We start from the raw sequence: 24469 nt of genomic DNA on the forward strand, positions 1-24469 counted from the left end.
ATGCGCTGACGCGGTTTGCCTTGGCAACGGCTTGGCGCAACCCTATGTTAGGGATCAAGTAATGCCGTCGCTTTGCGGCGGAAGTTTCAGTGCTGGGGAGTTCGATGAACCCTAATTTTCGTAATTTCGCTCTGTGGGCAATCATAGCTCTGCTATTGATTGCCTTGTTCAGCATGTTCCAGAACGCGCCGGCACAAACAGGCTCCAGGGAAATACCGTATTCGCAGTTCCTCCGGGAAGTTGATTCCGGCCGGGTGCGTGACGTAACCGTCACGGGCAACCGCGTCGTCGGCAGCTATGTCGAAAACGGCACTCCCTTCCAGACCTATGCCCCGGTCATCGATGACAGCCTGCTTGAGCGCCTGCAGACCAAGAATGTCAACATCGTCGCCCGTCCGGAATCGGATGGTTCCTCGAGCTTCCTGAGCTATCTCGGCACGCTGCTGCCGATGCTCCTGATCCTTGGCGTCTGGTTGTTCTTCATGCGGCAGATGCAGGGCGGCTCGCGCGGCGCGATGGGCTTTGGCAAGTCCAAGGCCAAGCTTCTGACGGAAGCGCACGGCCGCGTCACCTTCGAGGACGTCGCCGGTGTCGACGAGGCCAAGCAGGATCTGGAGGAGATCGTTGAATTCCTGCGCGATCCGCAGAAGTTCCAGCGTCTCGGCGGACGTATCCCGCGCGGCGTTCTGCTTGTTGGCCCTCCGGGTACGGGTAAGACGCTTCTGGCCCGCGCCATCGCCGGCGAAGCTAACGTGCCGTTCTTTACCATTTCCGGTTCCGACTTCGTCGAAATGTTCGTCGGTGTCGGTGCAAGCCGTGTCCGCGACATGTTCGAGCAGGCGAAGAAGAATGCGCCCTGCATCATCTTCATCGACGAAATCGATGCCGTCGGCCGCCATCGTGGCGCCGGTCTCGGTGGCGGTAACGACGAGCGCGAACAGACGCTCAACCAGTTGCTGGTCGAGATGGACGGCTTCGAGGCCAATGAAGGCATCATCCTGATTGCTGCGACGAACCGTCCCGACGTCCTCGATCCCGCGCTGCTGCGTCCGGGCCGTTTCGACCGTCAGGTCGTGGTTCCGAACCCGGATATCGTCGGCCGCGAGCGCATCCTCAAGGTTCATGCCCGTAACGTGCCGCTGGCGCCGAATGTCGACCTCAAAACGCTCGCACGCGGTACGCCCGGCTTCTCCGGTGCCGATCTGATGAACCTCGTCAACGAAGCCGCCCTCATGGCCGCACGCCGCAACAAGCGCCTGGTGACCATGCAGGAGTTCGAGGACGCCAAGGACAAGATCATGATGGGCGCCGAGCGCCGCTCTTCGGCCATGACCGAAGCGGAAAAGAAGCTCACCGCCTATCACGAAGCCGGCCATGCGATCACGGCCCTCAAGGTTGCCGTCGCGGATCCGCTGCACAAGGCGACGATCATTCCGCGCGGTCGCGCGCTCGGCATGGTCATGCAGCTGCCGGAAGGCGACCGTTACTCCATGAGCTATACGTGGATGGTGTCGCGTCTCTGCATCATGATGGGTGGCCGTGTTGCCGAAGAACTGACTTTCGGTAAGGAGAACATCACTTCCGGCGCATCTTCGGATATCGAGCAGGCCACCAAGCTTGCCCGCGCCATGGTCACGCAATGGGGCTTCTCCGACCAGCTTGGTCAGGTCGCCTACGGCGAGAATCAGCAGGAAGTATTCCTTGGCCACTCGGTCTCGCAGTCGAAGAACGTGTCCGAGGCGACCGCGCAGACGATCGACACCGAAGTCCGCCGTCTGATCGACCAGGCCTACAAGCAGGCCAAGGATATCCTCACGGAACATCACGATGGCTTCGTGGCGATCGCCGAAGGCCTGCTCGAATACGAGACGCTGACGGGCGAAGAGATCAAGGCTCTCCTTCGCGGTGAGAAGCCGGCTCGTGATCTCGGCGACGACACGCCTCCGAGCCGTGGTTCGGCCGTGCCGAAGACCGGCGCGAAGAAGGACGGTTCGCTCGGCGCCAAGGGTGATGAACCCGAAGGCGGTTTCGAACCGCAGCCGCGCTAAATGCGTTAGGCGTTCAAACCTTAAGGTTGAAAGGCCAGTCACCGTTTCGGGTGGCTGGCCTTTTGCTTTGGGGACGACAAAGGGAGGTACTGCTTCCGATGTTGATTGCGCCCGATGGCAACTGCCGCGTGGGGCGAAGTAATGCGGACGCGGTAGGCTGTGAATTGGACTATTGTCCGTCTCGACCTGATGCAGTTTTTTAGTGCTTATTAATGGTAACGCGTTGTAATAGGCGTTCTCGGTAATTTAAGTGCCGAGTTTTACAATCTGTGGCATGAGCCACATCACCGATGTTCGCAGTGTCGCTGGTTTCGGAGCGGCGATATCGGTGCCGCTGCATGTCTCGCGAAGATGCAGCAACGACAGGAGTGCACATGAAACGTCGCTATTTCGGAACTGACGGAATTCGCGGTCAATCGAACATCTTTCCGATGACGCCGGATCTGGCCATGCGCGTGGGTATCGCTGCGGGTACGATCTTCCAGCGAGGCAGTCATCGACATCGCGTCGTCATTGGAAAGGACACGCGTCTTTCCGGCTATATGCTGGAAAATGCGATGGTGGCGGGCTTTACCGCTGCCGGTGTCGATGCCTTCGTTCTCGGCCCGATCCCGACGCCGGCCGTCGCCATGCTGACACGTTCGCTGCGTGCCGATATCGGCGTGATGATCTCCGCCTCGCACAATCCCTATCAGGACAACGGCATCAAGCTTTTCGGCCCGGATGGTTACAAACTTTCCGACGATCTCGAAATGAGGATCGAGGACATGCTCGACAGGGACATGTCCGAGCATCTGGCCAAGGCCGAGAATATCGGCCGGGCCAAGCGTATCGACGGTGTTCATGACCGCTATATCGAGCATGCCAAGCGCACGCTGCCGCGCGATGTCACGCTGCAGGGGCTACGGATCGCCATCGACTGCGCCAACGGCGCGGCCTATAAGGTGGCGCCAGCTGCTCTTTGGGAGCTCGGCGCCGATGTCGTAACCATCGGCAACGAGCCGAACGGTACGAACATCAATCTGAATTGCGGCTCCACCAGCCCCGTCGCCCTGCAGAAAAAGGTGGATGAGGTGCGCGCCGATATCGGCATCGCACTGGATGGCGATGCCGACCGCGTCATCATCGTCGATGAAACCGGCACGATCATCGATGGCGACCAGCTTATGGCTGTCATCGCCGAGAGCTGGGCCGAGAGCCACACGCTGCGCGGCAACGGCATCGTCGCAACGGTCATGTCCAACCTCGGCCTGGAACGCTTCCTGGACGCGCGCGGCATGTCGCTTGCCCGAACGGCTGTCGGCGACCGCTATGTCGTCGAGCACATGCGTCAGAACAATTTCAATGTCGGCGGCGAGCAGTCGGGTCATATAGTACTCTCCGACTACGGCACGACGGGCGACGGCCTCGTGGCCGCGCTGCAGATCCTTGCTGCGGTGAAGCGCACAGGCAAGCCGGTCAGCGAAGTCTGTCGCCGTTTCGAGCCGGTACCGCAGCTGCTGCGCAATGTCCGCATTTCAGGCGGCAAGCCGCTGGAGGACATTCATGTGCTTCAGGCGATTGCCGATGCGGAAAGCGAGCTTTCCCGCAACGGCCGCCTGGTAATCCGCCCTTCCGGCACGGAACCTCTGATCCGCGTCATGGCGGAAGGTGACGATCGCGGCCAGATCGAGCGCATCGTCGGAGGGTTGATCGACGTGATTTCAAGCGTGCGTTCGGCCGCCTGAAAAGATCGAGAGAAGTAATAACGGATATATACTATGGCCGTCCTGCCGGGCGGCCATGTTACTTTCGGGGGCTGGCTGATGTAGCCGTCTACTGAAACATTTCTCCGGGGTAGGCGCCCCAGAGCTTATTCTGCCTGATATAGCCTCTTGCGGAATGTTCGCTGACGGAAACGCGGCACCAGGTGCCGGTGCAGGACTGGAGCGAGACCAGCACGCGCGGCTGCAGTTCTGCAAGTGCCCTTGCGGCCGGATCGGGATCGGCGCGCAGCATGGCATTCTTCGTGAGCCAAGGGGCAATCACGGCCGTGCGCGTTCCGGAAAGCAGGGCGCTGTGCATCCAGCCGGTGACTCCCGTATCGTCGCGGACCTGTCGCCAATGACCGAATTCATCGATGATTTCCATGGGAAGGCCGGGTTTCATGTAGATCCATTTGGTCGCGTAGATGGTCGAGGGTCCGACGCGCATGCGCGCCTTATGAGCTCTGAGCGACACATAGCGGGGGATCGGCAGGCCCGTTTCGCGCCCCTTGTTCCACGCCGTGGCAGCATCCGCGATCGGCTTTACCGGCATCGTGCCTGCCAGGGCGGCGGGGCTCAGGAAGATGAAGGCAATGCCCAGGCCGGCCCATATTGTTCGACGGTAAGTCAACGACTTCCTCCTGAGTTATCTCCCGGCCGCCGTACTGTAACGGTTCGATTCTTGCCAATTGGTTTAAAAAGTCTCTCGTCCGCGCGTCTATGGATTTCGCGGCTTTATGCAGAAAGGAATATCCTAGTAATCGTATCTCATTCTCTTTGTTTATAAATTTATGTTTTCTAATATATAAAATAAAGTATAACCTCTGAATAAACACGGTAAATATTCGTAGTTAATCAGGTTTTAACTCCTTTTCACCATTATCGCTGTCATGTCTTTTCGATTGGCAAGCATTTGCTGTGCCATGGGCAAGAAATTTGGAGCCAAAGCCATGATGAAATCCGTGATCGGGGCACTTGCCACTTTGCTTGTCGGCACGTCGGCCTTTTCCGCTGATCTTTACACACCGGAGCCGGTCCAGCCGGCGCCGGAAGTGACCGTCGCCCAATCGAGCGGCTGGTATCTGCGCGGCGACGTCGGCTACGCCTTCACGAACCTGCGTGGCGCCAACTATTTCCAGGGCTCCAACTCCAGCCTGGTCGATTTCAACAGCGCCAAGCTCGATGGCAACGTCAATCTTGGTGCCGGTGTCGGTTATCAGATCAACAATTACCTGCGCACGGATTTGACGTTCGACTATCTCTTCAACTCCGACTTCAAGGGCTCGACGAAGGGCGACTGCGGCGGCTGCGGTCCGGGTTATACGGCCGTGCCGGCGACCTCGCGCGACCTGGCCTCAATGAGGGCCTATAGCTTGCTCGCCAACGTCTACGTTGATCTCGGCACCTACAGCATCTTCACACCCTACGTCGGTGGCGGTCTCGGCGGCACCTACGTCAAGTGGAGCAATCTTAAGAACACGTCCTGCTCCGACGCCAATCCGGATTCTTGCGATGGATCGGTTTCGCATAACGGCCGCGGCAGCTGGCGCTTCACCTATGCTCTGATGGCCGGTACGTCCATCGATCTGACCTGCAACCTGAAGGCTGATGTGGGCTATCGTTATCGCCATATCCAGGGTGGTGACATGTTCGGTTATGCCGAGAATGGCGGCCCGGGTTACGACAAGGGCATCAATCTGAACGAGGCCCGTATCGGCGCTCGCTACACGTTCGGCGGCTGCCAGACCGCAAGCTACATGCCGCCGGCCGATATCCCGGTCCAGCCGCCGGTCTACAAGTAAGCAATATCTATCCAAGCTATTGAAAAGCCGTCCGGTTTCTGCCGGGCGGCTTTTGTATTTTGCCCATTCCGTTAAGCAATTCTCCGTCGCTTTAAAGCTTCATTAACCATGAATTCCCTATGGTTAACGAAACGAGAATGGCGGCTTCCCGCCTGGCATCTTCCTTTCGGAGAGCGCGAGGCAGCGGCAGGTCAGCCTATTCGGCGCGCGGGCGTCAGCCCGAGGATGGAAGGCGAGGGGTAATGATCCGATTTGACGCTTTGGCGCTGGCCGCAGCGATGGCAGGCGCATCGGCAGGCACTGCCCTTGCGGCAGATGCTGCACCGCCGGAAATCAAGATGCCGGAAGTCAGCGTCAAGGATGCCAGGGGATGGTATGTGCGCGGCGACGTCGGCTATGCGGTTAACGCCAGCCGCGGCGACACGACATTTCGCGCCTATGATCCGGCCGGTGGCGATTATAGTTCGAACGGCTTTGATTCGACCCGCTTCGGTGGCGATTTTTCCGGCGGCCTCGGTGTGGGCTACCAATTCAACGATCTCTTTCGTGCTGATGTCACCGGCGATCTCTTCAGCGGTGATTTCAATGGCCGTATTTCCGGCGATTCGCCCTGCTCCGGCGGGGCCGGCGGTACGGGATGCTCCACAAAGGCGCATTCGTCCTTCCGCGCCGGCAGTCTGATGGTCAACGGCTATGTCGATCTCGGGACGCTTGCCGGTTTCACGCCTTATGTCGGGGCCGGCCTGGGCGCCACGCGGGTTTCCTGGAGCAACGTCAATGCCATTGGCTCCTGTGTCGACGGCGCTGTGGGTTGCGGCGGCGCTGCTTCGGTCAGCGCGCGCTATCCCGGCGATAGCGACTGGCGGATGACCTATGCCTTGATGGCGGGTGTCGCCTATGAGGTGGCTCCCAATATCAAGGTCGATCTCGGCTATCGCTTCTCCCATATCGCAGGCGGCGACATGTTCGATGATTCGGCTGCGGGTGCTGGCGGTGCGGCGGGTCGCGATGGCGCGCTGTCGCGCCATGAAATTCGCGTGGGCTTGCGGATCACCACCTGGTAGCGCGCAACGATTACGGGGTCGTCAGCACGTAGGCGATGCGCCGAAAGAAATCCAGGGTTCGGAAGAGGTGGGCGGGTAGGCGCCGCCAGCCAGCGGATTTCGCGGCACGATAGTCGCGCCGCCAGCCGACCATGGTCGTTCTCTGCAGCTGGCTGAAGCCGGCAACATTCGTGCGCGTGCTGACGATGGATAGACGCATGTCCCAGCCGCGCTCCACGGCGACATCCCAGGGCAGCGACATGACCTTCAACGATTTCACGATCTTTTTGGCGCCGTTGCGCGTCACGAGATAGCACGCCGTCGAGCCCTGCGGTCCGAAGAGGCAGCGGCCGACAATGTCTCCCTTGCTGCTGCGCGTCATGGTGCGGAAGCCATTCCAGCGATGATTGACGAGCTTGATCAGATCGGCCTGAGGGGCGGCGTCCTTCGCCGCCATGGCGCGTGCGAGGAAATCGATATCCAAGGCGACATCATCTTCGATGACGACAGCCATTTCGTCGTCGCTCGCCAGAAACCGGTGCAGCGCCAGCAAATGGCTGCGATAGCAGCCATATTCACCGGGCAGGATGGTGCGGCCATGCCTGAGCCGGAAGCGATCGTGATCCACGTCGATCCATTGGTCGCGCGGGATGAGGGCGCCGTCGATGCCATCGATCCGCTCGAAACGAAAGCCGAACTCATCGCTCTGGCGGCGGATTTCAGCGAGCCTTTCCGCCGCACGGTCAATGTTGATGAGATAGACCGGCATGGTCTGTGCGGGCGTAAAAGAGGTTTCGGCGAGCGCAGTTAGAGACATCGAGCACACTTGTTATTGTCATCGGCGCAAATCAGCGGGCGCCGAGCCTTATATGCTTACGGATCGGCACAGAAACCAGCTTTTGTGAGGCCAATTTTGCCGCGATTCCATTGTGCGTGCCTTGCATCCCATCAAAATATTCGCACGACTTCGTGATGGCGGGGCATCCGCAATTTTTGCCATTGCGCTTGGCTGCGGCTTCCAATATATCCGGCGGCGGGACACCCTTCCCCAACGAAGGGCTTTCTATCTGAGAGGATAGCATCATGACTAAGCTCGCCAAGCCGGACATCCGTCCGGACAATACCCATTTCTCTTCTGGCCCCTGCTCGAAGCGCCCCGGTTGGACGCTCGATGCTCTTTCTGACGCGGCCCTTGGCCGTTCGCACCGCGCGAAGGTCGGCAAGGCAAAGCTGAAGCAGGCCATTGATCTTACCCGCGAAATTCTGGAAGTGCCGGCGGATTACCGCATCGGCATCGTCCCGGCTTCCGACACTGGCGCTGTTGAAATGGCCCTATGGTCGCTGCTCGGCGAACGTGGCGTCGACATGCTCGCCTGGGAAAGCTTCGGCGCGGGCTGGGTGACAGACGTCGTCAAGCAGCTGAAGCTCAAGGACGTCCGCAAGCTTGAAGCCGGCTACGGCGAGCTGCCCGATCTTTCCGCCGTCGATTTCGACCGCGACGTGGTCTTCACCTGGAACGGCACGACCTCCGGCGTGCGCGTGCCGAATGCCGATTTCATCCCGGCCGACCGCAAGGGCCTGACGATCTGCGACGCCACTTCGGCCGCCTTTGCTCAGAACCTCGATTTTGCCAAGCTCGACGTCGTCACCTTCTCCTGGCAGAAGGTTCTGGGTGGCGAGGGCGCCCATGGCGTCATCATCCTGTCGCCGCGCGCCGTCGAGCGCCTGACGACCTATGTGCCGGCCTGGCCGCTGCCAAAGATCTTCCGCATGACCAGCGGCGGCAAGCTGACCGAAGGCATCTTCTCCGGCGAGACGATCAACACGCCTTCAATGCTCTGCGTTGAAGACTATATCGACGCTCTCCTCTGGGCAAAGAACCTCGGCGGCCTGAAGGCGCTGATCGGCCGCGCCGATGCCAACGCCAAGGTCATCCATGACTTCGTGGCCGCCAACGACTGGATCGCCAATCTCGCCGTCAAGGCCGAGACGGAGTCCAATACGTCAGTCTGCCTGAAGATCGTCGACAAGGATGTCGTCGCTCTCGATGCCGATGGCCAGGCGAATTTCGCCAAGGGTCTCGTCGCTCTCCTCGAAAAGGAAGCGGTTGCCTATGACGTTGGCCACTATCGCGACGCACCGTCCGGCCTGCGCATCTGGGCAGGTGCGACGATCGAAGCTTCCGACATGCAGAAGCTGATGCCCTGGCTCGCCTGGGCTTTCGAAACGCAGAAGGCGACGCTCTCTCAGGCTGCTGCCTGAGGTTTGAAGCGTTTATGGCTCCGCCAGGATAGGCGGAGCCCAGCATCCGGAAATTCTCGTTGTTTTCACGCAATTCCGACCGGAAGACCGTTTCGCATTTTTCGTGGAATTGCTCGTCTTAGCTGACCATTTTCAGGAGGCCCATCATGGCACCTCGCGTTCTCGTATCCGACGAACTGTCGGAAACCGCCGTCCAGATCTTCCGCGATCGCGGCGTCGAAGTCGATTTTCAGCCGCAGCTTGGCAAGGACAAGGACAAGCTGTTCGAAATCATCGGCAGGTATGATGGTCTTGCCATCCGTTCCGCTACTAAGGTGACGGAGAAGATCATCGAGGCGGCCAAGAACCTCAAGGTCGTCGGCCGCGCCGGTATCGGCGTGGACAATGTCGATATTCCGGCCGCCTCGCGCCGCGGTATCATCGTCATGAACACGCCGTTCGGCAACTCGATCACGACGGCCGAGCACGCCATCGCGCTGATGTTCGCCGTTGCCCGCCAGCTTCCCGCCGCCGACGCCTCGACCCAGGCCGGCAAGTGGGAAAAGTCGAAGTTCATGGGTGTCGAAATTACCGGCAAGACGCTCGGCATCATCGGCGCCGGCAATATCGGCTCCATCGTGATCGCCCGCGCCCTCGGCCTCAAGATGCATGTCCTTGCCTATGACCCCTTCCTGTCGAAGGAGCGCGCCGAGGAAATGGGCGTCACCAAGGTCGAGCTCGACGAACTCTTCGCCCGCGCAGACTTCATCACGCTGCACGTGCCGCTGACCGACAAGACCCGCAACGTCATCGATGCCAGCGCCATCGCTAAGATGAAGCAGGGCGTGCGCATCATCAACTGCGCCCGCGGTGGTCTCGTCGACGAGGCGGCTCTTGCCGCTGCCATCAAGTCCGGTCACGTTGCCGGTGCCGCCTTCGACGTTTTCGAAGTCGAGCCGGCCAAGGAAAGCCCGCTTTTCGGGCTGCCGAATGTCGTCTGCACGCCGCATCTCGGCGCCTCCACGACGGAAGCACAGGAAAACGTCGCTCTCCAGGTCGCCGAGCAGATGGCCGACTACCTCGTCAAGGGCGCGGTCTCCAACGCCATCAACATGCCCTCGATCACTGCTGAAGAAGCGCCGATCCTGAAGCCCTTCATCAAGCTTGCCGATGTTCTCGGCGCCTTTGTCGGCCAGGTCACGGAAGAGCCGATCAAGGAAATCGAGATCCTTTATGATGGCGTCACCGCCAACATGAACACCAAGGCCCTGACGAGCGCATTGCTCGCCGGCCTGATCCGCAATCAGGTTGCCGACGTCAACATGGTTTCGGCGCCGATCATGATCAAGGAAAAGGGCATCGTGCTCGCCGAAGTCAAGCGCGACAAGACCGGCGTCTATGACGGCTACATCAAGCTGACTGTTACCACCGACAGCATGACGCGCTCGGTTGCCGGTACTGTCTTCTCGGATGGCAAGCCGCGCTTCATACAGATCAAGGGCATCAACCTCGATGCGGATGTCGGCAACCACATGGTCTACATCGCCAACACCGACGTTCCCGGCATGATCGGCTTCATCGGCACGGCACTCGGCTCCGCCGGCGTCAACATCGCCAACTTTCAGCTCGGCCGCGACAAGCAGGGTGGCGATGCCATCGCGCTTCTCTATGTCGACGGCCCGATCAGCGATGACGTGCTGGCCAAGCTGACGGCGCATCAGGCAATCCGCCAGGCAAAGCCGCTGGTGTTCAACGTCGACTGAGGCTGCTCGCTTTCCGAAGGGCGGCGCCAAAAGAGTTCGCTCCTCCCAAGAGCCAATCCGGAAGCCCGGCGTGACGTAAGTTGCGCCGGGCTTTCTTCGTTGCTGCCATGGTTGTGGATAAGGTGGGGTCATAGGCTATCGGGGCCGATCGAACGCGCCTATCTCTTGTCTCATGGAGGCTTTGCGGAAGAACATTCTCGGGGAAGGAATGGGTACGCCGATCGAATGGCTGGCCAAGCCTGTTTCCGTGGCGATCGTGCTCTTTGCCCGCGCCATTACCGCCGTCAGGGCCATCTGGCCGGAGAGCGGCATGCGCACCCACCGCTGCGTCTATTTCGCCAACCATTCCAGCCATGGCGACTTCATCCTGATCTGGACTGTGCTGCCGCCGCGTCTGCGCCGGCGGGTGCGCCCGGTGGCAGGTGCCGATTATTGGCTGAAGTCATCGCTGAACAGTTTTATAGGCCGGGATGTCTTCAATGCCGTGCTGATCGAGCGGGATCGCGAGGCGCGCAAGGAGGACCCGGTCACACAGATGACGCAGGCGCTCGACGCCGGCTCGTCGCTGATCCTGTTTCCGGAGGGCACGCGCAATCTCACGGAACAGCCGCTGCAGCCGTTCAAGAGCGGGCTCTTCCATCTTGCCAAGGCACGCCCGGATATCGACCTCGTTCCCGTCTGGATCGACAACCTCAATCGCGTCATGCCCAAGGGCGAGTTCGTGCCCATCCCGCTGATCTGCACCGTCACCTTCGGTGAGGCTTTGCATATCGGCGAGACCGAGGAGAAGACGGAATTCCTGGCGCGAGCCGAAGCGGCGCTGCTGGCGCTTGCGCCGAAGCGGGCAGGAGATTGAGCATGGAAGCAGCCAGCGCCGATCTCATTCATCTTGTTCTTGGCATTTTCGGCGTGCTGATCGTCGCCTCCATCATCGGCTATGTGCTGGAACAGCGCCTGTCGCCTGATGGATCGAACGCCGCGATCGAAAACCTGAATGCGCGCATCAAGGCCTGGTGGGTGATGGTGGTGCTGATCGGCATCGCCTTCATCGCGGGGCGGGCCGGCGTCATCCTGCTCTTTGCCTTCTGCTCCTTTGCGGCACTGCGCGAGTTCGTGACGCTGATCAACACGAAACGGGCGGATCATTGGGCGCTCGCGGCCGCCTTCTTCGTGGCGCTGCCGGTGCAATATTACCTGCTCTGGGCTGAGCAATACGGCATCTATTCGATCTTCATTCCGGTCTACGCCTTCCTTTTCATGCCGATCATCGCGGTGCTGCGCGGCGATACCGAGCGGTTTCTGGTGCGGATCGCCGAGGTGCAATGGGCGCTGATGATCTGCGTCTTCTGCGCCTCGCATGTGCCGGCGTTGCTGACGCTGCACATCCCCGGCTATGAAGGCCGCAACGTGCTGCTGATCGCCTTCCTGGTGATCGTCGTGCAGCTCAGCGACGTCCTGCAATATGTCTGGGGCAAGCTGTTCGGAAAGACGAAGATCGCGCCACGGCTGTCGCCATCGAAGACGGTGGAAGGCTTTGTCGGCGGCGTGGTCAGTGCCTCGCTGATCGGCGCGGCGCTCTGGTGGGTAACGCCGTTCACGCCGCTGGAGGCCGGGCTTCTCGCCTTTGTCATCACGATCATGGGCTTCTTTGGCGGGCTCGTGATGTCGGCGATCAAACGGGATCGCGGCGTCAAGGATTGGGGCCACCTGATCGAGGGGCATGGCGGGCTGATCGACCGGCTGGACTCGGTCGTCTTCTCCGCGCCGATCTTCTTCCATCTCGTACGCTTCTGGTGGTCCGTGTCATGAGCGGAAAGCTGAAAGCGCTTGCCGGCCGCAGCATCGTGCATGTGCTTTTCGCCTTCCTCGCCATGGGCGGCTGGGCCGTTTTCGCCAATCGCCTGCATCCCATGCCACGGCCTCTGATTGCCGGCTTGGTGCAGGGCCTCCTTTCGGGCTGTCTGACGTTATTCCTGAAATCGGTGGTCGAGGCCTTATCGCGACAGTTCGGTGGCGTTACACGCCTTTGGGCGCCGCCACTGATCGCCTGCCTGGGCTCCGCGACCATCCTGATCGTCATCCATGCGCTCAGCGGTACGCCGGAAATACTGAAGACGATTGCCGTGCCGCTGCTGGTCTCTTCCAGTTATGCGGCCATCTACAACTATTCGATATCGGGCGGGAGGCAGCGAAGCCATGACGGGTGAGGGAACTGGCGACAGGCGGCCGCTGGCGAGCCGCAACACGCGATGGGCTCAGGCGCTGGCGCGGCGTATGACCGCGCTTTCGGCAACGCCGAACCAGATATCGCAGGCGAGCATGGCCATGGCGGCGCTGGCCGCGGCCTCGTTCTGGCTCTCCGGCGCGGCTGGCAGCGCGGGGACACGGGTGGTCTTGCTGATCCTTGCCGCCTTGTTCTGCCAGTTGCGGCTCCTCTGCAATCTGCTTGACGGCATGGTGGCGGTCGAAGGCGGAAAGGGCGAGGCCGACGGGCCTTTCTGGAACGAGTTTCCCGATCGCATCGCCGATATCCTGATCTTTGCCGGCATCGGCTATGGCATCGCAATGCCGGGGCTGGGATGGGCGGCCGCAGCCCTTGCCGTGCTGACCGCCTATGTTCGCGAGCTTGGACGCGCCACCGGCAATCCCAGCGATTTCGGCGGCCCGATGGCCAAGCAGCATCGGATGGCCGTGGCCACGGGTGCGGCCCTTCTCTCCATCATCGAGGCCCTCTGGAGCGGTGGTAGCTGGGTTTTGACGATCGCGCTCTGGATCGTCGCCATCGGATCGGCAGCGACAGTCCTGCGGCGCGCGGGCAATCTGATCCGGCATTTGAAGGCCAGAGGGTGATTCGCGATTTCGCCCACCCCTTGCACCGGGTGGCAATCCTTTCTATATCCGTCCACAATTGAGGCTGGCTGCAAATAGCAGCCGAAGGCCCCGCATGATGAAAATTCGCCGCTTTTGCATGGCATCCGGCGGCAAAAACATGATCCCGAAAAGTGCGTAGCGGTTTTTGGACAAGGTCATGCAGTATCAGACAGTGAAGGCGTGGCGGCTTTTCGAAAAAGTCATCCCGCTCAGGACAGCATCGAAGATCGTGGAAGACTGGCGGCAACGACCGTGAATACACTGGATTTTGACAAGAGGCCGGAAGATACCCGCGTCGTCGTCGCCATGTCGGGCGGTGTCGACAGCTCCGTTGTCGCCGGCATTTTGAAGCGACAGGGCTATGACGTGCTCGGCATCACGCTGCAGCTCTATGACCATGGCGCGGCCGTCCATCGCGCCGGCTCCTGTTGCGCCGGTCAGGATATCGACGATGCACGCCGCGTCTGCGAGACGCTCGGTATCCCGCATTATGTGCTCGACTATGAAAAGCGCTTCCGCGAAACGGTGATCAATCCCTTCGCTGAGAGCTATGTCGCCGGCGAGACGCCGATCCCCTGCGTTGCCTGCAACCAGACCGTCAAGTTTGCCGACCTTCTGTTGACCGCGAAGGAACTCGGCGCCGATGCGCTGGCGACAGGCCACTATATCCGCTCGCGCCCGAACCCGACGGCCGAAAATCCCGGTCGCCGTGCGCTCTATCGCCCGGCCGATGCCGATCGCGACCAGAGCTATTTCCTCTTTGCCACGACGCAGGAGCAGATCGACTATCTGCGCTTTCCGCTGGGTGGCATGCCGAAGGCCGAGACACGCGCGCTCGCAGAGGAAATGGGCCTTGTCGTTGCCAAGAAGGCCGACAGCCAGGACATCTGTTTCGTGCCGCAGGGCAAGTATTCCGACGTGATCGCCAAGCTAAAGCCGAATGCGGCGCTTGCCGGCGAGATTGTCCATCTCGACGGCCGCGTGCTCGGCCAGCACGAGGGCATCCTGCATTATACGATCGGCCAGCGCCGCGGCATCGGTGTCGCCACAGGCGAGCCGCTCTATGTCGTCTATCTCGACGCTCGCTCGCGCCGCGTCATCGTCGGCCCGAAGGAAGCGCTGGAAACGCACCGCGTCTATCTGCGCGACGTGAACTGGCTGGGCGACGAGCCGTTGTTGCAGGCCGCCTCCGGTGAAGGCTTTGCCTGTTTCGCCAAGGTCCGCTCCACCCGCGCGCCATCCCCGGCTGTGCTGCACGCCGACGCCAGCGGCATCTATGTCGACCTTACGGTCGGCGAGGCCGGTGTCGCGCCTGGGCAAGCCTGCGCCCTCTATTCGGCACCAGGCGACGACGCCCGCGTCTACGGCGGCGGCTTCATCGAACGCTCGGAACGCGAGCCGATGGCGGAGGCTTCCCTGAAGGCACTTTTGGCAAGCCCGGTCGCAGCTTGAAGGGCGGATTGAATTGGTTTGGAGAAACCACTGATTTTTCCAAATCATCTGCTTGACACCAAGCCGAACCGCACCTTATAAGCCGCTCAACCGACGAGCTAGCGCTTTCGAGCGGCGGTTCGTTTGACCTTTGTGTTTGATATTCGATATCAAGCATAGCGTGGCGGAGTAGCTCAGTAGGTCAGAGCAGAGGAATCATAATCCTTGTGTCGGGGGTTCAAATCCCTCCTCCGCTACCATCTTTCGCTAAAGAAACAGATCGATATTTTCCACCAGGCGAACCAACTGATGTGTGAGCGCCGGCAGGAGGTCGGCTCCGAAGCCGAGGCGTGCCGTGAAGGCGTGTAGTTCGGCAAGCGTGCCGTGGCGCAGAAAGAAGTGATCCGCTGAGAGGTCGAGCGGCCGGCGGCGGCCGAAGAGCAGGTTGGAAAAGGCGATCTTCATGCCATTTCCCGCTAGCGCCACCTTCTTTTCCGGGCTCAAGGCGTCATCCGCGGATGCAACACGCGTGTAGTTCTCGACGAATTTCGGAATGATGGCGCTGCGAAAGATCAGGATGCCCGTCTGCAGGGGCTGCGGAGTTCCCGAGCCGCTGGGCGCGATGATATCGGCTTCCGGGTGATCGGCGATCTGGCGCTCGATGATATCCTTGCCGTGGAAGAGCGTTCCCTGTTCGACAAGCACCGTGTAGTGATCGCCATTGGCGTAGCCGTAACTCAGGCCGAGCAGCAGCGCTCGCGACCAGCCGCTAAGGGCGCTATGGCCCTGAACCGCATGTCCGTAGTTTCGTTTGAGACTGACCCAGCTGATGCGGGGATCATCGGGAAGGCGCGGCCGCGCCGGGGAGGCCGAATCGACGATCAGAATGTTGCTCGGAGAGGTGAAGGAGCGAATGCAATGATACCAGATATCGAAGCATTCGACCGAGCGAACGAAATCGTCGCCGAGAACCCTGTAATCGCGGGCCTTGTTGTCTGCGTACCAGCCGGTCACGATGCTGTAGGACATGTCGTCGCCTTTCGCGCAGCGCTCAAAGCCGCTTCTGCAGTGCAACCATCTTGAAGTGCCAGTCGTTGATGCCGCCGCGATTGTTGCGGTGGACATAGACGTTCTGGATCTGCGAGGCGATCATGCTGAGATAATCCGGATGGGCAAAGGGAATGTCGAGTTTGCCGGTCTGCAGGAAGATCTCGAAGACTTCCGCACTCTTTTTGCAGGGCGGCAAGGAATTCTCGAAAGGTGGCTGCCAATGAAAATCTTCGATGACGTAGAAGCCGCCGGGCTCGACCTTGTCGAATAGCTTCAGAAAGGCGAGCTGCTGATGAAACGACGCATGTGAGCCGTCATCGATAAGCAGCTTCAGCCTGGGCAGGGCTGCACCGAGGCGGTCGAGATCGTCTATGCTGCCGAGATCGCCCCGATGGAATTCGAAGCGCTCCAGCCGAATATGCGAGAAGTCGGAAAGATCGAAGCCATAAAGCTTGGCGCGCGGAAAATAGTCGAGCCACATGCGAATCGACGGGACGTCGCTGCCGACGCGGTCGACCGAGGCTCCCGCTTCTACGCCACCCCGCTCCAGGCCGATTTCCAGCATCGAAAAGGCCTGGTTGCGGAACTGCTCGAAGAGGAACGAGTACAGAGTCGCATAGTTATGAGCGTGACCGATCTGCGTTCCTTTGTCGGTCCGGTAGTGATCGGCGAGTTCTACGAGTTCAGACATGACGTCCTTCCGGGGAAACGCTGATGTTAGGCGCAGCCGAGCGCCCGGCGGACGCTGCTCTCTTCCGCGGTGTGGCTGCTGCCGTAGATGGAGCGCAATTCCATCTGCTGCGACAGCATTTGATAGAGCGCCGTCGTCACGGCGACGAGCGATGCGTCGTCCAGCGCGAAGACCTCATGGAGATCGTATTTCTCCATGAGCTGCAGGCCGGTACGGAAGCAATCATGCTGCGCCTGTACTGTCGCGAGCGTCTCGGGCGAGCGGTTGTCGCTGGCAAAGACCGGAATGGCGAAATCCTGAATGAGGCGCACATCCTCGACCATGCCATGCATGGCGTAGTTGCACATTTCCAGCATGGTGTTCTGGACGACGGTCTCTTCGGCCGGAACGAGCGTGTGGAACCGGCAGGTCTGCGGCGTCGCGGCCATCGCCTCGTAGGCGGGTGCGGTCGGCAGCTTGTGAAGAAAGAACACCGGAACGTTGTCGAGGCCGAGGGAGGCCGCGAAATTGGCGAGCGACCAGCCTGTGCCACAGAGATCGACGATGAGCGCATGATCCGAGATCAGATGCCTCGCGTAGCTAGCGTAGCTGGGCGACGGCTGCATCTTCGCAAGGCGGCTGGTGTAGAAGTAGGTTGCCTGGCATTCAAATCCCAGTCGCTGGGCCACCTGCTCGAACAGCGGCATCCAGGCATCGCAGTCGCGGCTGGAAAAGAGGATCGAACGCTTGTCGAGCTGGACGGCAAGTCTCGTCAGAGCGACGCTTCCGAGCAGCATGATCGGAAAATTCAAGCTCGCCTGAACCACCTGCACGGTCCGGCTGTGGGCATTCGCAGACCAAGTCGAAAGCCGGATTTCGCGGCAAAGCTCCGCCAGCTGCCGCTGGCCGATCTGCATCAGGACATCCTCGACCGGATTGAGGCCGAAAATGCCCGTGTGCCGATTGGGAATATCGAAGCGGCCGGGCATTTCGACGTCGGAGTGTAGGTTGTCGCCGAGATGCTCCTCGATCGAGAGATTTGCCTGTGCCTGCGGCCAGATCGCGCCGGATCGCTTGCCGTCGGAGGTCACGATCAGGCTCACCTTCTTGTCGAGGCCGGCCTTGTCGAGCAGCTTCCGGATGATTGCCGCGCCGAGATACATATCGGAGATCAGGACATCGCCGTGGCGCACGAGGGCCATGTTTTCGGCGATCGGTATGACCTGCTCCAGCTCGATGTCGATCTCGAGCGCTTTCAGCGCGGCAGTCTCGATCGGGTCGAGCTGCAATGCCGCTTCCAGCTCGTCATATATCATGTCGAGATTGTAGGGATGCTTGGCGAGCTTCGCTTCGGCCTGTTTGCGGGCAGCAGTGAATGCCGGCAGGTCTGCGCGCTTGGCAATGATCTCGAAGACCTTTGATGGCTCGATGCAGCGCCGTGCGATCAGCGTGTCGAACACATCGAAGGTGCGGACGGACGGGAGTGAGCGCGCGTTCGTGGCCTCGGGCGATATCGGCAGAGCTGGGGCAGGTTTGGGCGCGCCCGTTGGCGCGCCAATCAGATACGAGGTGAACTGGTTGGAGTTCGGAGCTGTATTCACGTCGTGTTCTCCAGCGCCGTGGCGCTCGTGCCCGAGATCCAGAGGGATGGCTTCCGGTGGGGGTTCGGAAGATCCGTGCAGGCAGCAGACACAGTCCGATCTCGGATCGGATGCCGCTTCATCCAAGCGGATTTCCAATCCTTGTCCTGCAGCTGGAAGGCTAGGTTCGGCAGCTTGTGCCAGGCTTGAGCGGGTCAGGCCATCAGGGACATCGTGGCTCCATCTCTCAGGGGAGATGGATCATCTCACACAAACTGAACACCCATGCTGTTGATCTTGCGCCAGCGCACCGTGCAAGCCAACAGCCTGTCGTCCGAAAATTGAAGATTGAATGTGTTGGGGGCCGCGAGAGGGTTTTCGATCTGGATCATGGCGCCGGTGTCGGAGAGATTCCGCACGAGGCAATCGAAGACCGAATGGCCGTCGTTGAAGATGATTTTTGCGCCGAGAAGCGTTCGCTTTCGAAGGGCTGCTCGGCCTTCGGGTGAGAATGCCGTCATTGCGCTGGCTCCATGCTCTGCATTTTTTACTAATATGCCATGTTCTAATATCGAAGATGTTAATGGGATGCTGCGAATTGAGCGCATTTCGCTGATTGGTGGTCACGGAGAAGCTACGGACATCCAGATCAAGCCGGACGGTCGAGGCACCAGGCGAACAAGTTGACGTCATTTGCGTTGTATTTTCAAACAGCCGATGGAAATCCGTGCAACATGTCTTGCAACACGAAACACGCTCTGGCACCGTGCCGCGATAGGGGATCGGGGTTTTCAATGAGACTGTTTTTGGCGGCGGCCACCATGCTGGTGATTGCCAGTTCCGCAGTGGCTGCGGACGATGCGGCGAGCAATGCGTTTCGGGTCTGCAAAATGATCGACAATACCGGCTTGTTTACTGCGCCGTGTCAGGTTTCCAGTCGGAGATACGCGGTCATGGCAACGATCGATCTGCCGAGCGCCGATGCCAGAAAGGCCTGCGCACAGATCGTCGGCGTTGTTTCGTCAAAGGGCTTCCATTTCCCGGGCGGAGAATGGACGGTGCAGATCAAGTCGCCGACCAGCGGCGACAAATCTATCGCATTCTGCCGTTTGCCGAAATAGAGCAAATCCAGGAAAAGTGCGCAGCGGCTTTCCGTCCGGACTTGCGTAAAGCCAAACGGCTGGAGCGTTTTCGCGATTCGAGCAAAGGCGAAAATGCTTTGACGTCGTCAGGCCGAGGCGTTCAGTTCCTCGTCGGCATAGGCAAGCTGCAGTTCCATCTGCACTGCATGCATGAAGAGGCCGGCCTGCCGCGAGATTTCGCCATCTTCCATTCCCTGTTCGCGCAAGGCGGCGGCAAAGCTTGCCATCTGCGCGCGCCAGAAGCGGTTTGCCGCCTCGCCATGAAGCTGCTGCAGGGCCGTGGCACACCGCCGGACATCACTGGTACGCCTGTCGGCCGGGAATGGTAGAAGCGACATATTCTCTCCGTCATTGGCAGGGCGAATCGCCTGCCTCTGTTGGCAAGATCGCTGCCAGTCGTTCATAAAAAGTGAATAATGTCAGAGAGATCCCGCAGGCTGCGGGAGAGGTGGGAGGATTTCACTGCATGACGGATATGCCCGCTTCCCGCGCGGCCCTGATCAGGGCCTCTCTCACGGTTTCGGGCGGGACGGCGCCGAGCATCGCTTCCAGGCAGATCCGCACTGCCGCGACATAGTCTTCGCCATTTCCTACCGGCCAATGCTCCAGCAGCAGTTCTGCAGCCTGATGCACCGAATTGACGCGGCGCGTTCCACCACTCTCCCCCATGACGAGCGTGATGGCTGGAAATGGCCGTAATGTGTTTCGTTTCAAAACGTATTACCTCCGAAACATTCATGCTTCGGTAAACACAGCAAAAAGCGTTCCGGATCGAACGCTCTCCGACCGATGTCATCGAGGCTGGTTTCGCTCCTGCCGCCCGGCGAGCAAATGCAGGCGATCAATTCCCGCAACGGTTGCTCCCGGCCGGATTATTGCACACTTCTCGCAAAACGGGATGCGTCTTAAAGAGCCTTGCCGAGACGCAGTTGTGATGGCTTCGAAGCCCTATGTCGGTGGAGTTTTCGTCATAAGGACGGCGCTCCTGATCCCCCGGAGGGGTGCCCGCAATGAAGGGGCTCGGGGAATAAGAATGCTCTACATATCCTGAGGGTCGACAGCGGCTTCGACATCGCAGGAGCGATCTAGTCCAGTACGCTGGCTTCGATGCAGGCCTCGATGAACAACGCTCTGGCTTTCTCGTGGAGCAGGGGATCGGTGTCGGCTTCAAGGCAGAGACTTCGAGCCGAGTTATATTTTTCGCCTCTCACGGCCGGCCAGCGAAACAGTAGATGGTTATGGGCTTCCTTCGGACCTCGGATTGCTTCTGGCATGCCATAACCGATACGCAGATATACGGGCTCAAGCCAGCGGCCTTCGCCGGCATTAAAGATCATGTTCATTTCGATGATGCTCCGACATTGCGACTGAAACTCCTGTCGCGGGAAAAAGTTTCGCAATTTCCGGAAAATCGGCTGGTGCGATCCTTGTGGCGTGATGTCGCCTCAAGGAGGGCGCGTCGCGCGCCGGCCTATATGGAGAGCAGCAGGAGAAGCAGCATGAGGATCGTCAATCCGATAAAAACGGTGCGCAACACGCCGCGAAACAAGACCGCAAGGAGGATGACTGCCAATAGAGCGACGATCATGGAGTAGTACTGCCGCTGATCCGATGACCAGGCTATCCCGCAATGAGACAGGCGGATGTTTCAGTTGAGAAGAAAGCTGGAAGAAGGCCTATGGTCTACTGAACCACCGGCATCTCGAGAGGGACGCCAGCCTCGGACGCCGCGGCAACGAAGCTGTTGCGAGCTTCCAGCGGCTGCCCCTGTCCTCTTTCGACATCGGCACAGACCTGTAGGGCCATCATGAACGCCCTGCCTTCAGCCACGGGCCACGCGTTCAGCAGCATGTCCAGCGCTTCCTTGGTGTTAGCGACCGTATAGACTTTTCCGGTACGCTTGCAGATGACCATGATGGGATAATTCCAGTCTTTATTATTCATGGCAGAAGGCTCCGATCCGAGGACGCCGAAATTAACGCTACGGTGTGCGAAATCTCAAGTTAATTTCAAGACGATATCTGGAGCAGTCCGCAACTGTTTCAATCGTCTGGGAAATCAATTCGCGTGCCGGCGCGATCAACTTTCGAGTCATGACTTTCGATAGTGTGTTTTTCACGGAGAATCATTGCGCGAAGATTACTTGCGCGGGGTGATGAGATCATAAAAGACTTGTCGTGCCGCTTGGTTGACGGGAGAGGACGATGGGAAGCTTTGCTGAGATCAGAGAGCGCGCCGAAAAGCGCAAAGGCGGGGCCGACGGGCTGCGGGCACTCATGCCCAAGGTGCCGAACCATGATGCATTGCGCGCTCTGTCGGATGATCGGGTCTTGTCGGAGATGACGCGCTATATCTTCTATGCTGGTTTCGTGCGCAACGTCATCGATTCCAAATGGGCGGGCTTCGAGGCTGCCTTCTCTGGCTTCGATCCTGCCTTCCTCAATCTCGCGCCGGACGATTACTGGCATGATCTGACCTCCGACGCGCGCGTGATCCGCAATGGCGCCAAGATCATGTCGGTCAGGGCCAATGCGCAGTTCGTCCGCCGCCTTGCCGACGAGCATGGCAGTGCCGGCCGCTTCTTTGCCGATTGGCCGCTGGAGGACCAGATCGGCCTGCTCGCCGTCCTGGACAAGCAGGCCAACCGGCTCGGCGGCATGACGGGTCAGTATCTGCTGCGGGCGATCGGCCGCGACAGCTTCGTCATGAGCCATGACGTTCTCGTCTGCCTGAGGCTTTCCGGCGTGCCGATTTCGGAGAGCAAACCGACCAAGAAGGACTTGCGGCTTATTCAGGATCAGTTCAATGCCTGGCATGTCGAGACGGGTCTGCCGCTCACCCATCTCTCGCGCATCTGCGCCTTCTCCGTCGGAATGCCGGGAGAAGAAGAGGAGGCCTGATTGATCTGCTTGCTCGAATGATGTTGGATCGTGTCCCGACACAGGGAGAGACAGAATGACGACCGACAGCAGGCCCTTGGCGATCAGCGCGCCCGAGCCGCGCTCGCTCCATCTTATTTTTACTAAGGAGGCGCTGTCACTCCTGCACTCGAAATACCGTATCGTCGAGGCGGACCCGGAGAATATCGCCGGGCTGGGCGACGCGGTGCTTGGCGAGGCGCGCTACATCATCGGTCAGCCGCCGCTAACGAAGGAAACGCTCGACCGGATGCCGCAATTGCGCTGCATCCTGAATGTCGAGAGCAACCTCATCAACAATATGCCCTATGAGGTCCTTTTCGAGCGCGGCATCCATGTGGTGACGACCGGCCTCGTATTTGCCGAGCCGGTCGCCGAGATCGGCCTTGGATTTGCTCTCAGTCTGGCGCGCGGGATTGCCGATGCCGATCGGGATTTCCGCGAGGGCAGGGAGCTTTGGGGCGGCGACGGCAATGCGAGCGCCCGGCTGATTTCCGGCAGCGATATCGGCATCATAGGCTTCGGCGATCTCGGCAAGGCGCTGAATCGGGTGCTCTCCGGCTTCAGGGCCAATATCAAGGTATTCGATCCCTGGATGCCGCCGTCGATCCTCCGGGAACATGGCGTTCAACCCGCCGGATTGGACGAGGTGCTGTCGGGCAGTGATTTCATCTTCGTGGTTGCGTCCGTCACGAGCGAGAACAAGGGCTTTCTCGGCGCCGAGGCCTTTGCGAAAATGCGCAACGGGGCCGCCTTCATTCTGCTCAGCCGTGCCGATGTCGTCGATTTCGATGCGCTGATGGCCGCAGTCGCTTCCGGGCATATCGTGGCGGCAAGCGACGTCTATCCCGAGGAGCCGCTCGGCCTCGATCATCCCGTGCGCAAGCTGAAGGGCTTCCTGCGCTCGGCCCATCGTGCCGGCGCGCTCGACAGCGCCTTCAAGAAAATGGGCGAGATGGTGCTGGAGGACATGGATCTGATGGATCGCGGTCTGCCGCCGATGCGCAGCAAGCGCGCCGAGCGGGAAACGGTGTCGCGCATGCGCTCGAAGCCCGTGACGCGGAACTGACCGAGCTGTCGGCTCGTAGCCTGCCTGCGAGTGCATTTTCGGTTCGACTCATTTATGTCTCGGCCATGAGGAAATGGTGAGGACATCGATGGCAAACCGGGAAATCGACATAGCGTCCGTGGCAAGCAAGGGCCGCGTGACGGCACTGATCGGCATTATTGCTGTCATAGCCGTGCTGATGCTCGTCTTCAGCTCGTGGTACACGATCGATCAAGGCGAGCGCGGTGTCATCCTGCGCACTGGCGCGATGGTCGGAACCGCTGAACCGGGCCTGCATTTCAAGCTGCCTTGGGTCGAGACCGTCATCAAAATCCCCGTCACTCAGCAGGTTACCTATTGGACTTGCCAGAACGGCACGAGCTGCCAGGCCAACGAGCATCAGCAGATGGCGGCCTATTCGCAGGACCAGCAGCCCGCCGACATGCGTGTGACCATCTCCTGGCATGTGCCGGCGGATGCCGTCGAGCACGTCTATTCGGAGTTCGGTTCGCTCAGCAATCTGGAATCGCGGCTCATTGCGCGCCGGGCGCCGCAGGATGTGAAGACGGTGTTCGGCAAGTTCACCGCCGCATCCGTCATCCAGAACCGGGCGCAATTCAACACGGATGTCCAGGCGGCGATCGAGGCGGGCATTCAAGGTCCGGTGCAGATCGACAGCGTTCAGGTCGAAAACATCGACTTCTCCGACGCTTACGAGAACAGCATAGAGCAGCGCATGCTGGCCGAGGTCGAGGTGCAGAAACTGCGGCAGAATGCGGAGCGCGAGAAGGTGCAGGCGCAGATCACCGTGACGCAGGCCCAGGCCGCCGCCGATGCTCGCCGTGCCGATGCGCAGGCCCAGGCCGATGCCGTGAAGCTGCAGGCACAGGCGGATGCCGAAGCGATCCAGCTCCGTGGTGATGCAGAGGCAAAGGCCATCAAGGCCCGGGGCGATGCATTGCGCGACAATCCGAACCTGATCTTCCTGACACAGGCGGAAAAGTGGAACGGGCAATTGCCGACCACCATGCTGCCGAATGCTTCGGTGCCGATGCTCAATCTCGATCCGCGCCAGAGCCCCGCCGCGCCGGCGGCGGAGCATGAATAGCGGCGATCA

At 60.1% G+C, this 24469-nt stretch carries 25 protein-coding genes and 1 tRNA gene; 16 read left to right on the top strand and 10 right to left on the bottom strand.

All coding sequences use genetic code 11. From position 1 onward, the window contains the following. Positions 1–104: 104 nt before the first annotated feature. Entirely contained in the window at positions 105–2048 is a 1944-nt protein-coding gene (ftsH, locus tag BJ928_RS11805) for an ATP-dependent zinc metalloprotease FtsH (protein ID WP_047629126.1), read from the top strand. A gap of 374 nt (positions 2049–2422) precedes the next feature. Further along, positions 2423–3775, top strand: a complete 1353-nt coding sequence (glmM, locus tag BJ928_RS11810) for a phosphoglucosamine mutase (protein ID WP_047629127.1) — start codon at positions 2423–2425, stop codon at positions 3773–3775. 88 nt (positions 3776–3863) lie between these two features. On the opposite strand, the gene BJ928_RS11815 is transcribed toward glmM, so the two are convergent. After that, on the bottom strand, positions 3864–4424 hold the full coding sequence (locus BJ928_RS11815) for an SH3 domain-containing protein (protein ID WP_047629129.1): 561 nt from the start codon (positions 4422–4424) through the stop codon (positions 3864–3866). Between the two features lie 319 nt (positions 4425–4743). Between BJ928_RS11815 and BJ928_RS11820 the strand changes: the two genes are divergently transcribed. Together BJ928_RS11820 and BJ928_RS11825 are read left to right on the top strand one after the other, a co-directional pair. Beyond that, positions 4744–5595: an outer membrane protein gene (locus BJ928_RS11820; protein ID WP_047629532.1), complete on the top strand. Its 852-nt coding sequence runs from the start codon at positions 4744–4746 to the stop codon at positions 5593–5595. 242 nt (positions 5596–5837) lie between these two features. Continuing rightward, positions 5838–6659 (top strand): outer membrane protein, encoded by an 822-nt coding sequence (locus BJ928_RS11825; protein ID WP_047629130.1) that lies wholly within the window; start codon positions 5838–5840, stop codon positions 6657–6659. Positions 6660–6669: 10 nt separating this feature from the next. On the opposite strand, the gene BJ928_RS11830 is transcribed toward BJ928_RS11825, so the two are convergent. Beyond that, a complete protein-coding gene (locus tag BJ928_RS11830; protein WP_052227509.1) occupies positions 6670–7455 on the bottom strand; it encodes a glycosyltransferase family 25 protein in 786 nt (261 codons plus the stop codon). 266 nt (positions 7456–7721) lie between these two features. Between BJ928_RS11830 and BJ928_RS11840 the strand changes: the two genes are divergently transcribed. The 8 genes from BJ928_RS11840 to BJ928_RS11875 all read left to right on the top strand — a co-directional run bounded on the left by BJ928_RS11840 (position 7722) and on the right by BJ928_RS11875 (position 15204). Continuing rightward, positions 7722–8900: a phosphoserine transaminase gene (locus tag BJ928_RS11840; protein WP_047629133.1), complete on the top strand. Its 1179-nt coding sequence runs from the start codon at positions 7722–7724 to the stop codon at positions 8898–8900. Positions 8901–9046: 146 nt separating this feature from the next. After that, on the top strand, positions 9047–10642 hold the full coding sequence (serA, locus tag BJ928_RS11845; RefSeq protein ID WP_047629134.1) for a phosphoglycerate dehydrogenase: 1596 nt from the start codon (positions 9047–9049) through the stop codon (positions 10640–10642). Positions 10643–10850: 208 nt separating this feature from the next. Then, a complete protein-coding gene (locus BJ928_RS11850) occupies positions 10851–11498 on the top strand; it encodes a lysophospholipid acyltransferase family protein (RefSeq protein ID WP_052227510.1) in 648 nt (215 codons plus the stop codon). A gap of 2 nt (positions 11499–11500) precedes the next feature. Beyond that, positions 11501–12451, top strand: a complete 951-nt coding sequence (locus BJ928_RS11855; protein ID WP_047629136.1) for a phosphatidate cytidylyltransferase — start codon at positions 11501–11503, stop codon at positions 12449–12451. After that, positions 12448–12849 carry a hypothetical protein gene (locus BJ928_RS11860; RefSeq protein WP_047629137.1) on the top strand — a complete coding sequence of 134 codons (402 nt, stop codon included), beginning with the start codon at positions 12448–12450 and terminating at the stop codon, positions 12847–12849. Before BJ928_RS11855 ends, BJ928_RS11860 begins: the two co-directional genes overlap by 4 nt. Further along, a complete protein-coding gene (locus tag BJ928_RS11865; protein WP_047629138.1) occupies positions 12839–13492 on the top strand; it encodes a CDP-alcohol phosphatidyltransferase family protein in 654 nt (217 codons plus the stop codon). Before BJ928_RS11860 ends, BJ928_RS11865 begins: the two co-directional genes overlap by 11 nt. 273 nt (positions 13493–13765) lie before the next feature. After that, a complete protein-coding gene (mnmA, locus tag BJ928_RS11870; protein WP_047629139.1) occupies positions 13766–14965 on the top strand; it encodes a tRNA 2-thiouridine(34) synthase MnmA in 1200 nt (399 codons plus the stop codon). Between the two features lie 162 nt (positions 14966–15127). Further along, a tRNA-Met gene (locus BJ928_RS11875) sits at positions 15128–15204 on the top strand. A 7-nt stretch (positions 15205–15211) separates the two neighbouring features. Here BJ928_RS11875 and BJ928_RS11880 read toward each other — a convergent pair. The 4 genes from BJ928_RS11880 to BJ928_RS11895 all read right to left on the bottom strand — a co-directional run bounded on the left by BJ928_RS11880 (position 15212) and on the right by BJ928_RS11895 (position 18765). Next, on the bottom strand, positions 15212–15973 hold the full coding sequence (locus tag BJ928_RS11880) for a hypothetical protein (RefSeq protein ID WP_047629140.1): 762 nt from the start codon (positions 15971–15973) through the stop codon (positions 15212–15214). Between the two features lie 22 nt (positions 15974–15995). Continuing rightward, positions 15996–16685: a hypothetical protein gene (locus BJ928_RS11885; protein ID WP_052227511.1), complete on the bottom strand. Its 690-nt coding sequence runs from the start codon at positions 16683–16685 to the stop codon at positions 15996–15998. Between the two features lie 26 nt (positions 16686–16711). After that, positions 16712–18265, bottom strand: a complete 1554-nt coding sequence (locus BJ928_RS11890) for a hypothetical protein (protein ID WP_047629141.1) — start codon at positions 18263–18265, stop codon at positions 16712–16714. A 245-nt stretch (positions 18266–18510) separates the two neighbouring features. Continuing rightward, positions 18511–18765, bottom strand: coding sequence for a PilZ domain-containing protein (locus BJ928_RS11895; RefSeq protein WP_047629142.1), 255 nt, complete (start codon positions 18763–18765; stop codon positions 18511–18513). Between the two features lie 300 nt (positions 18766–19065). On the opposite strand from BJ928_RS11895, the gene BJ928_RS11900 reads away from it, so the two are divergent. Next, positions 19066–19365: a hypothetical protein gene (locus tag BJ928_RS11900; protein ID WP_245432286.1), complete on the top strand. Its 300-nt coding sequence runs from the start codon at positions 19066–19068 to the stop codon at positions 19363–19365. Positions 19366–19472: 107 nt separating this feature from the next. Here the strand turns inward: BJ928_RS11900 and BJ928_RS11905 are convergent, their stop codons facing one another. The 4 genes from BJ928_RS11905 to BJ928_RS11920 all read right to left on the bottom strand — a co-directional run bounded on the left by BJ928_RS11905 (position 19473) and on the right by BJ928_RS11920 (position 21330). Beyond that, a complete protein-coding gene (locus BJ928_RS11905; protein ID WP_047629145.1) occupies positions 19473–19724 on the bottom strand; it encodes a DUF6074 family protein in 252 nt (83 codons plus the stop codon). 121 nt (positions 19725–19845) lie between these two features. After that, a complete protein-coding gene (locus tag BJ928_RS11910) occupies positions 19846–20100 on the bottom strand; it encodes a DUF982 domain-containing protein (protein ID WP_047629147.1) in 255 nt (84 codons plus the stop codon). A 371-nt stretch (positions 20101–20471) separates the two neighbouring features. Beyond that, positions 20472–20723, bottom strand: a complete 252-nt coding sequence (locus BJ928_RS11915) for a DUF982 domain-containing protein (protein ID WP_183079397.1) — start codon at positions 20721–20723, stop codon at positions 20472–20474. Between the two features lie 346 nt (positions 20724–21069). Further along, positions 21070–21330 carry a DUF982 domain-containing protein gene (locus BJ928_RS11920; protein WP_047629149.1) on the bottom strand — a complete coding sequence of 87 codons (261 nt, stop codon included), beginning with the start codon at positions 21328–21330 and terminating at the stop codon, positions 21070–21072. Positions 21331–21590: 260 nt separating this feature from the next. On the opposite strand from BJ928_RS11920, the gene BJ928_RS11925 reads away from it, so the two are divergent. The 3 genes from BJ928_RS11925 to BJ928_RS11935 all read left to right on the top strand — a co-directional run bounded on the left by BJ928_RS11925 (position 21591) and on the right by BJ928_RS11935 (position 24460). Then, on the top strand, positions 21591–22286 hold the full coding sequence (locus BJ928_RS11925) for a DNA-3-methyladenine glycosylase I (protein WP_047629150.1): 696 nt from the start codon (positions 21591–21593) through the stop codon (positions 22284–22286). A gap of 55 nt (positions 22287–22341) precedes the next feature. Beyond that, on the top strand, positions 22342–23373 hold the full coding sequence (locus BJ928_RS11930) for a hydroxyacid dehydrogenase (protein WP_047629152.1): 1032 nt from the start codon (positions 22342–22344) through the stop codon (positions 23371–23373). Positions 23374–23461: 88 nt separating this feature from the next. Then, a complete protein-coding gene (locus tag BJ928_RS11935) occupies positions 23462–24460 on the top strand; it encodes a prohibitin family protein (protein ID WP_047629153.1) in 999 nt (332 codons plus the stop codon). The last annotated feature ends 9 nt before the right edge of the window (positions 24461–24469 follow it).

It is taken from the genome of Rhizobium sp. WW_1, from assembly GCF_003610155.1.
GTDB classification, from domain to species: domain Bacteria; phylum Pseudomonadota; class Alphaproteobacteria; order Rhizobiales; family Rhizobiaceae; genus Rhizobium; species Rhizobium tropici_A.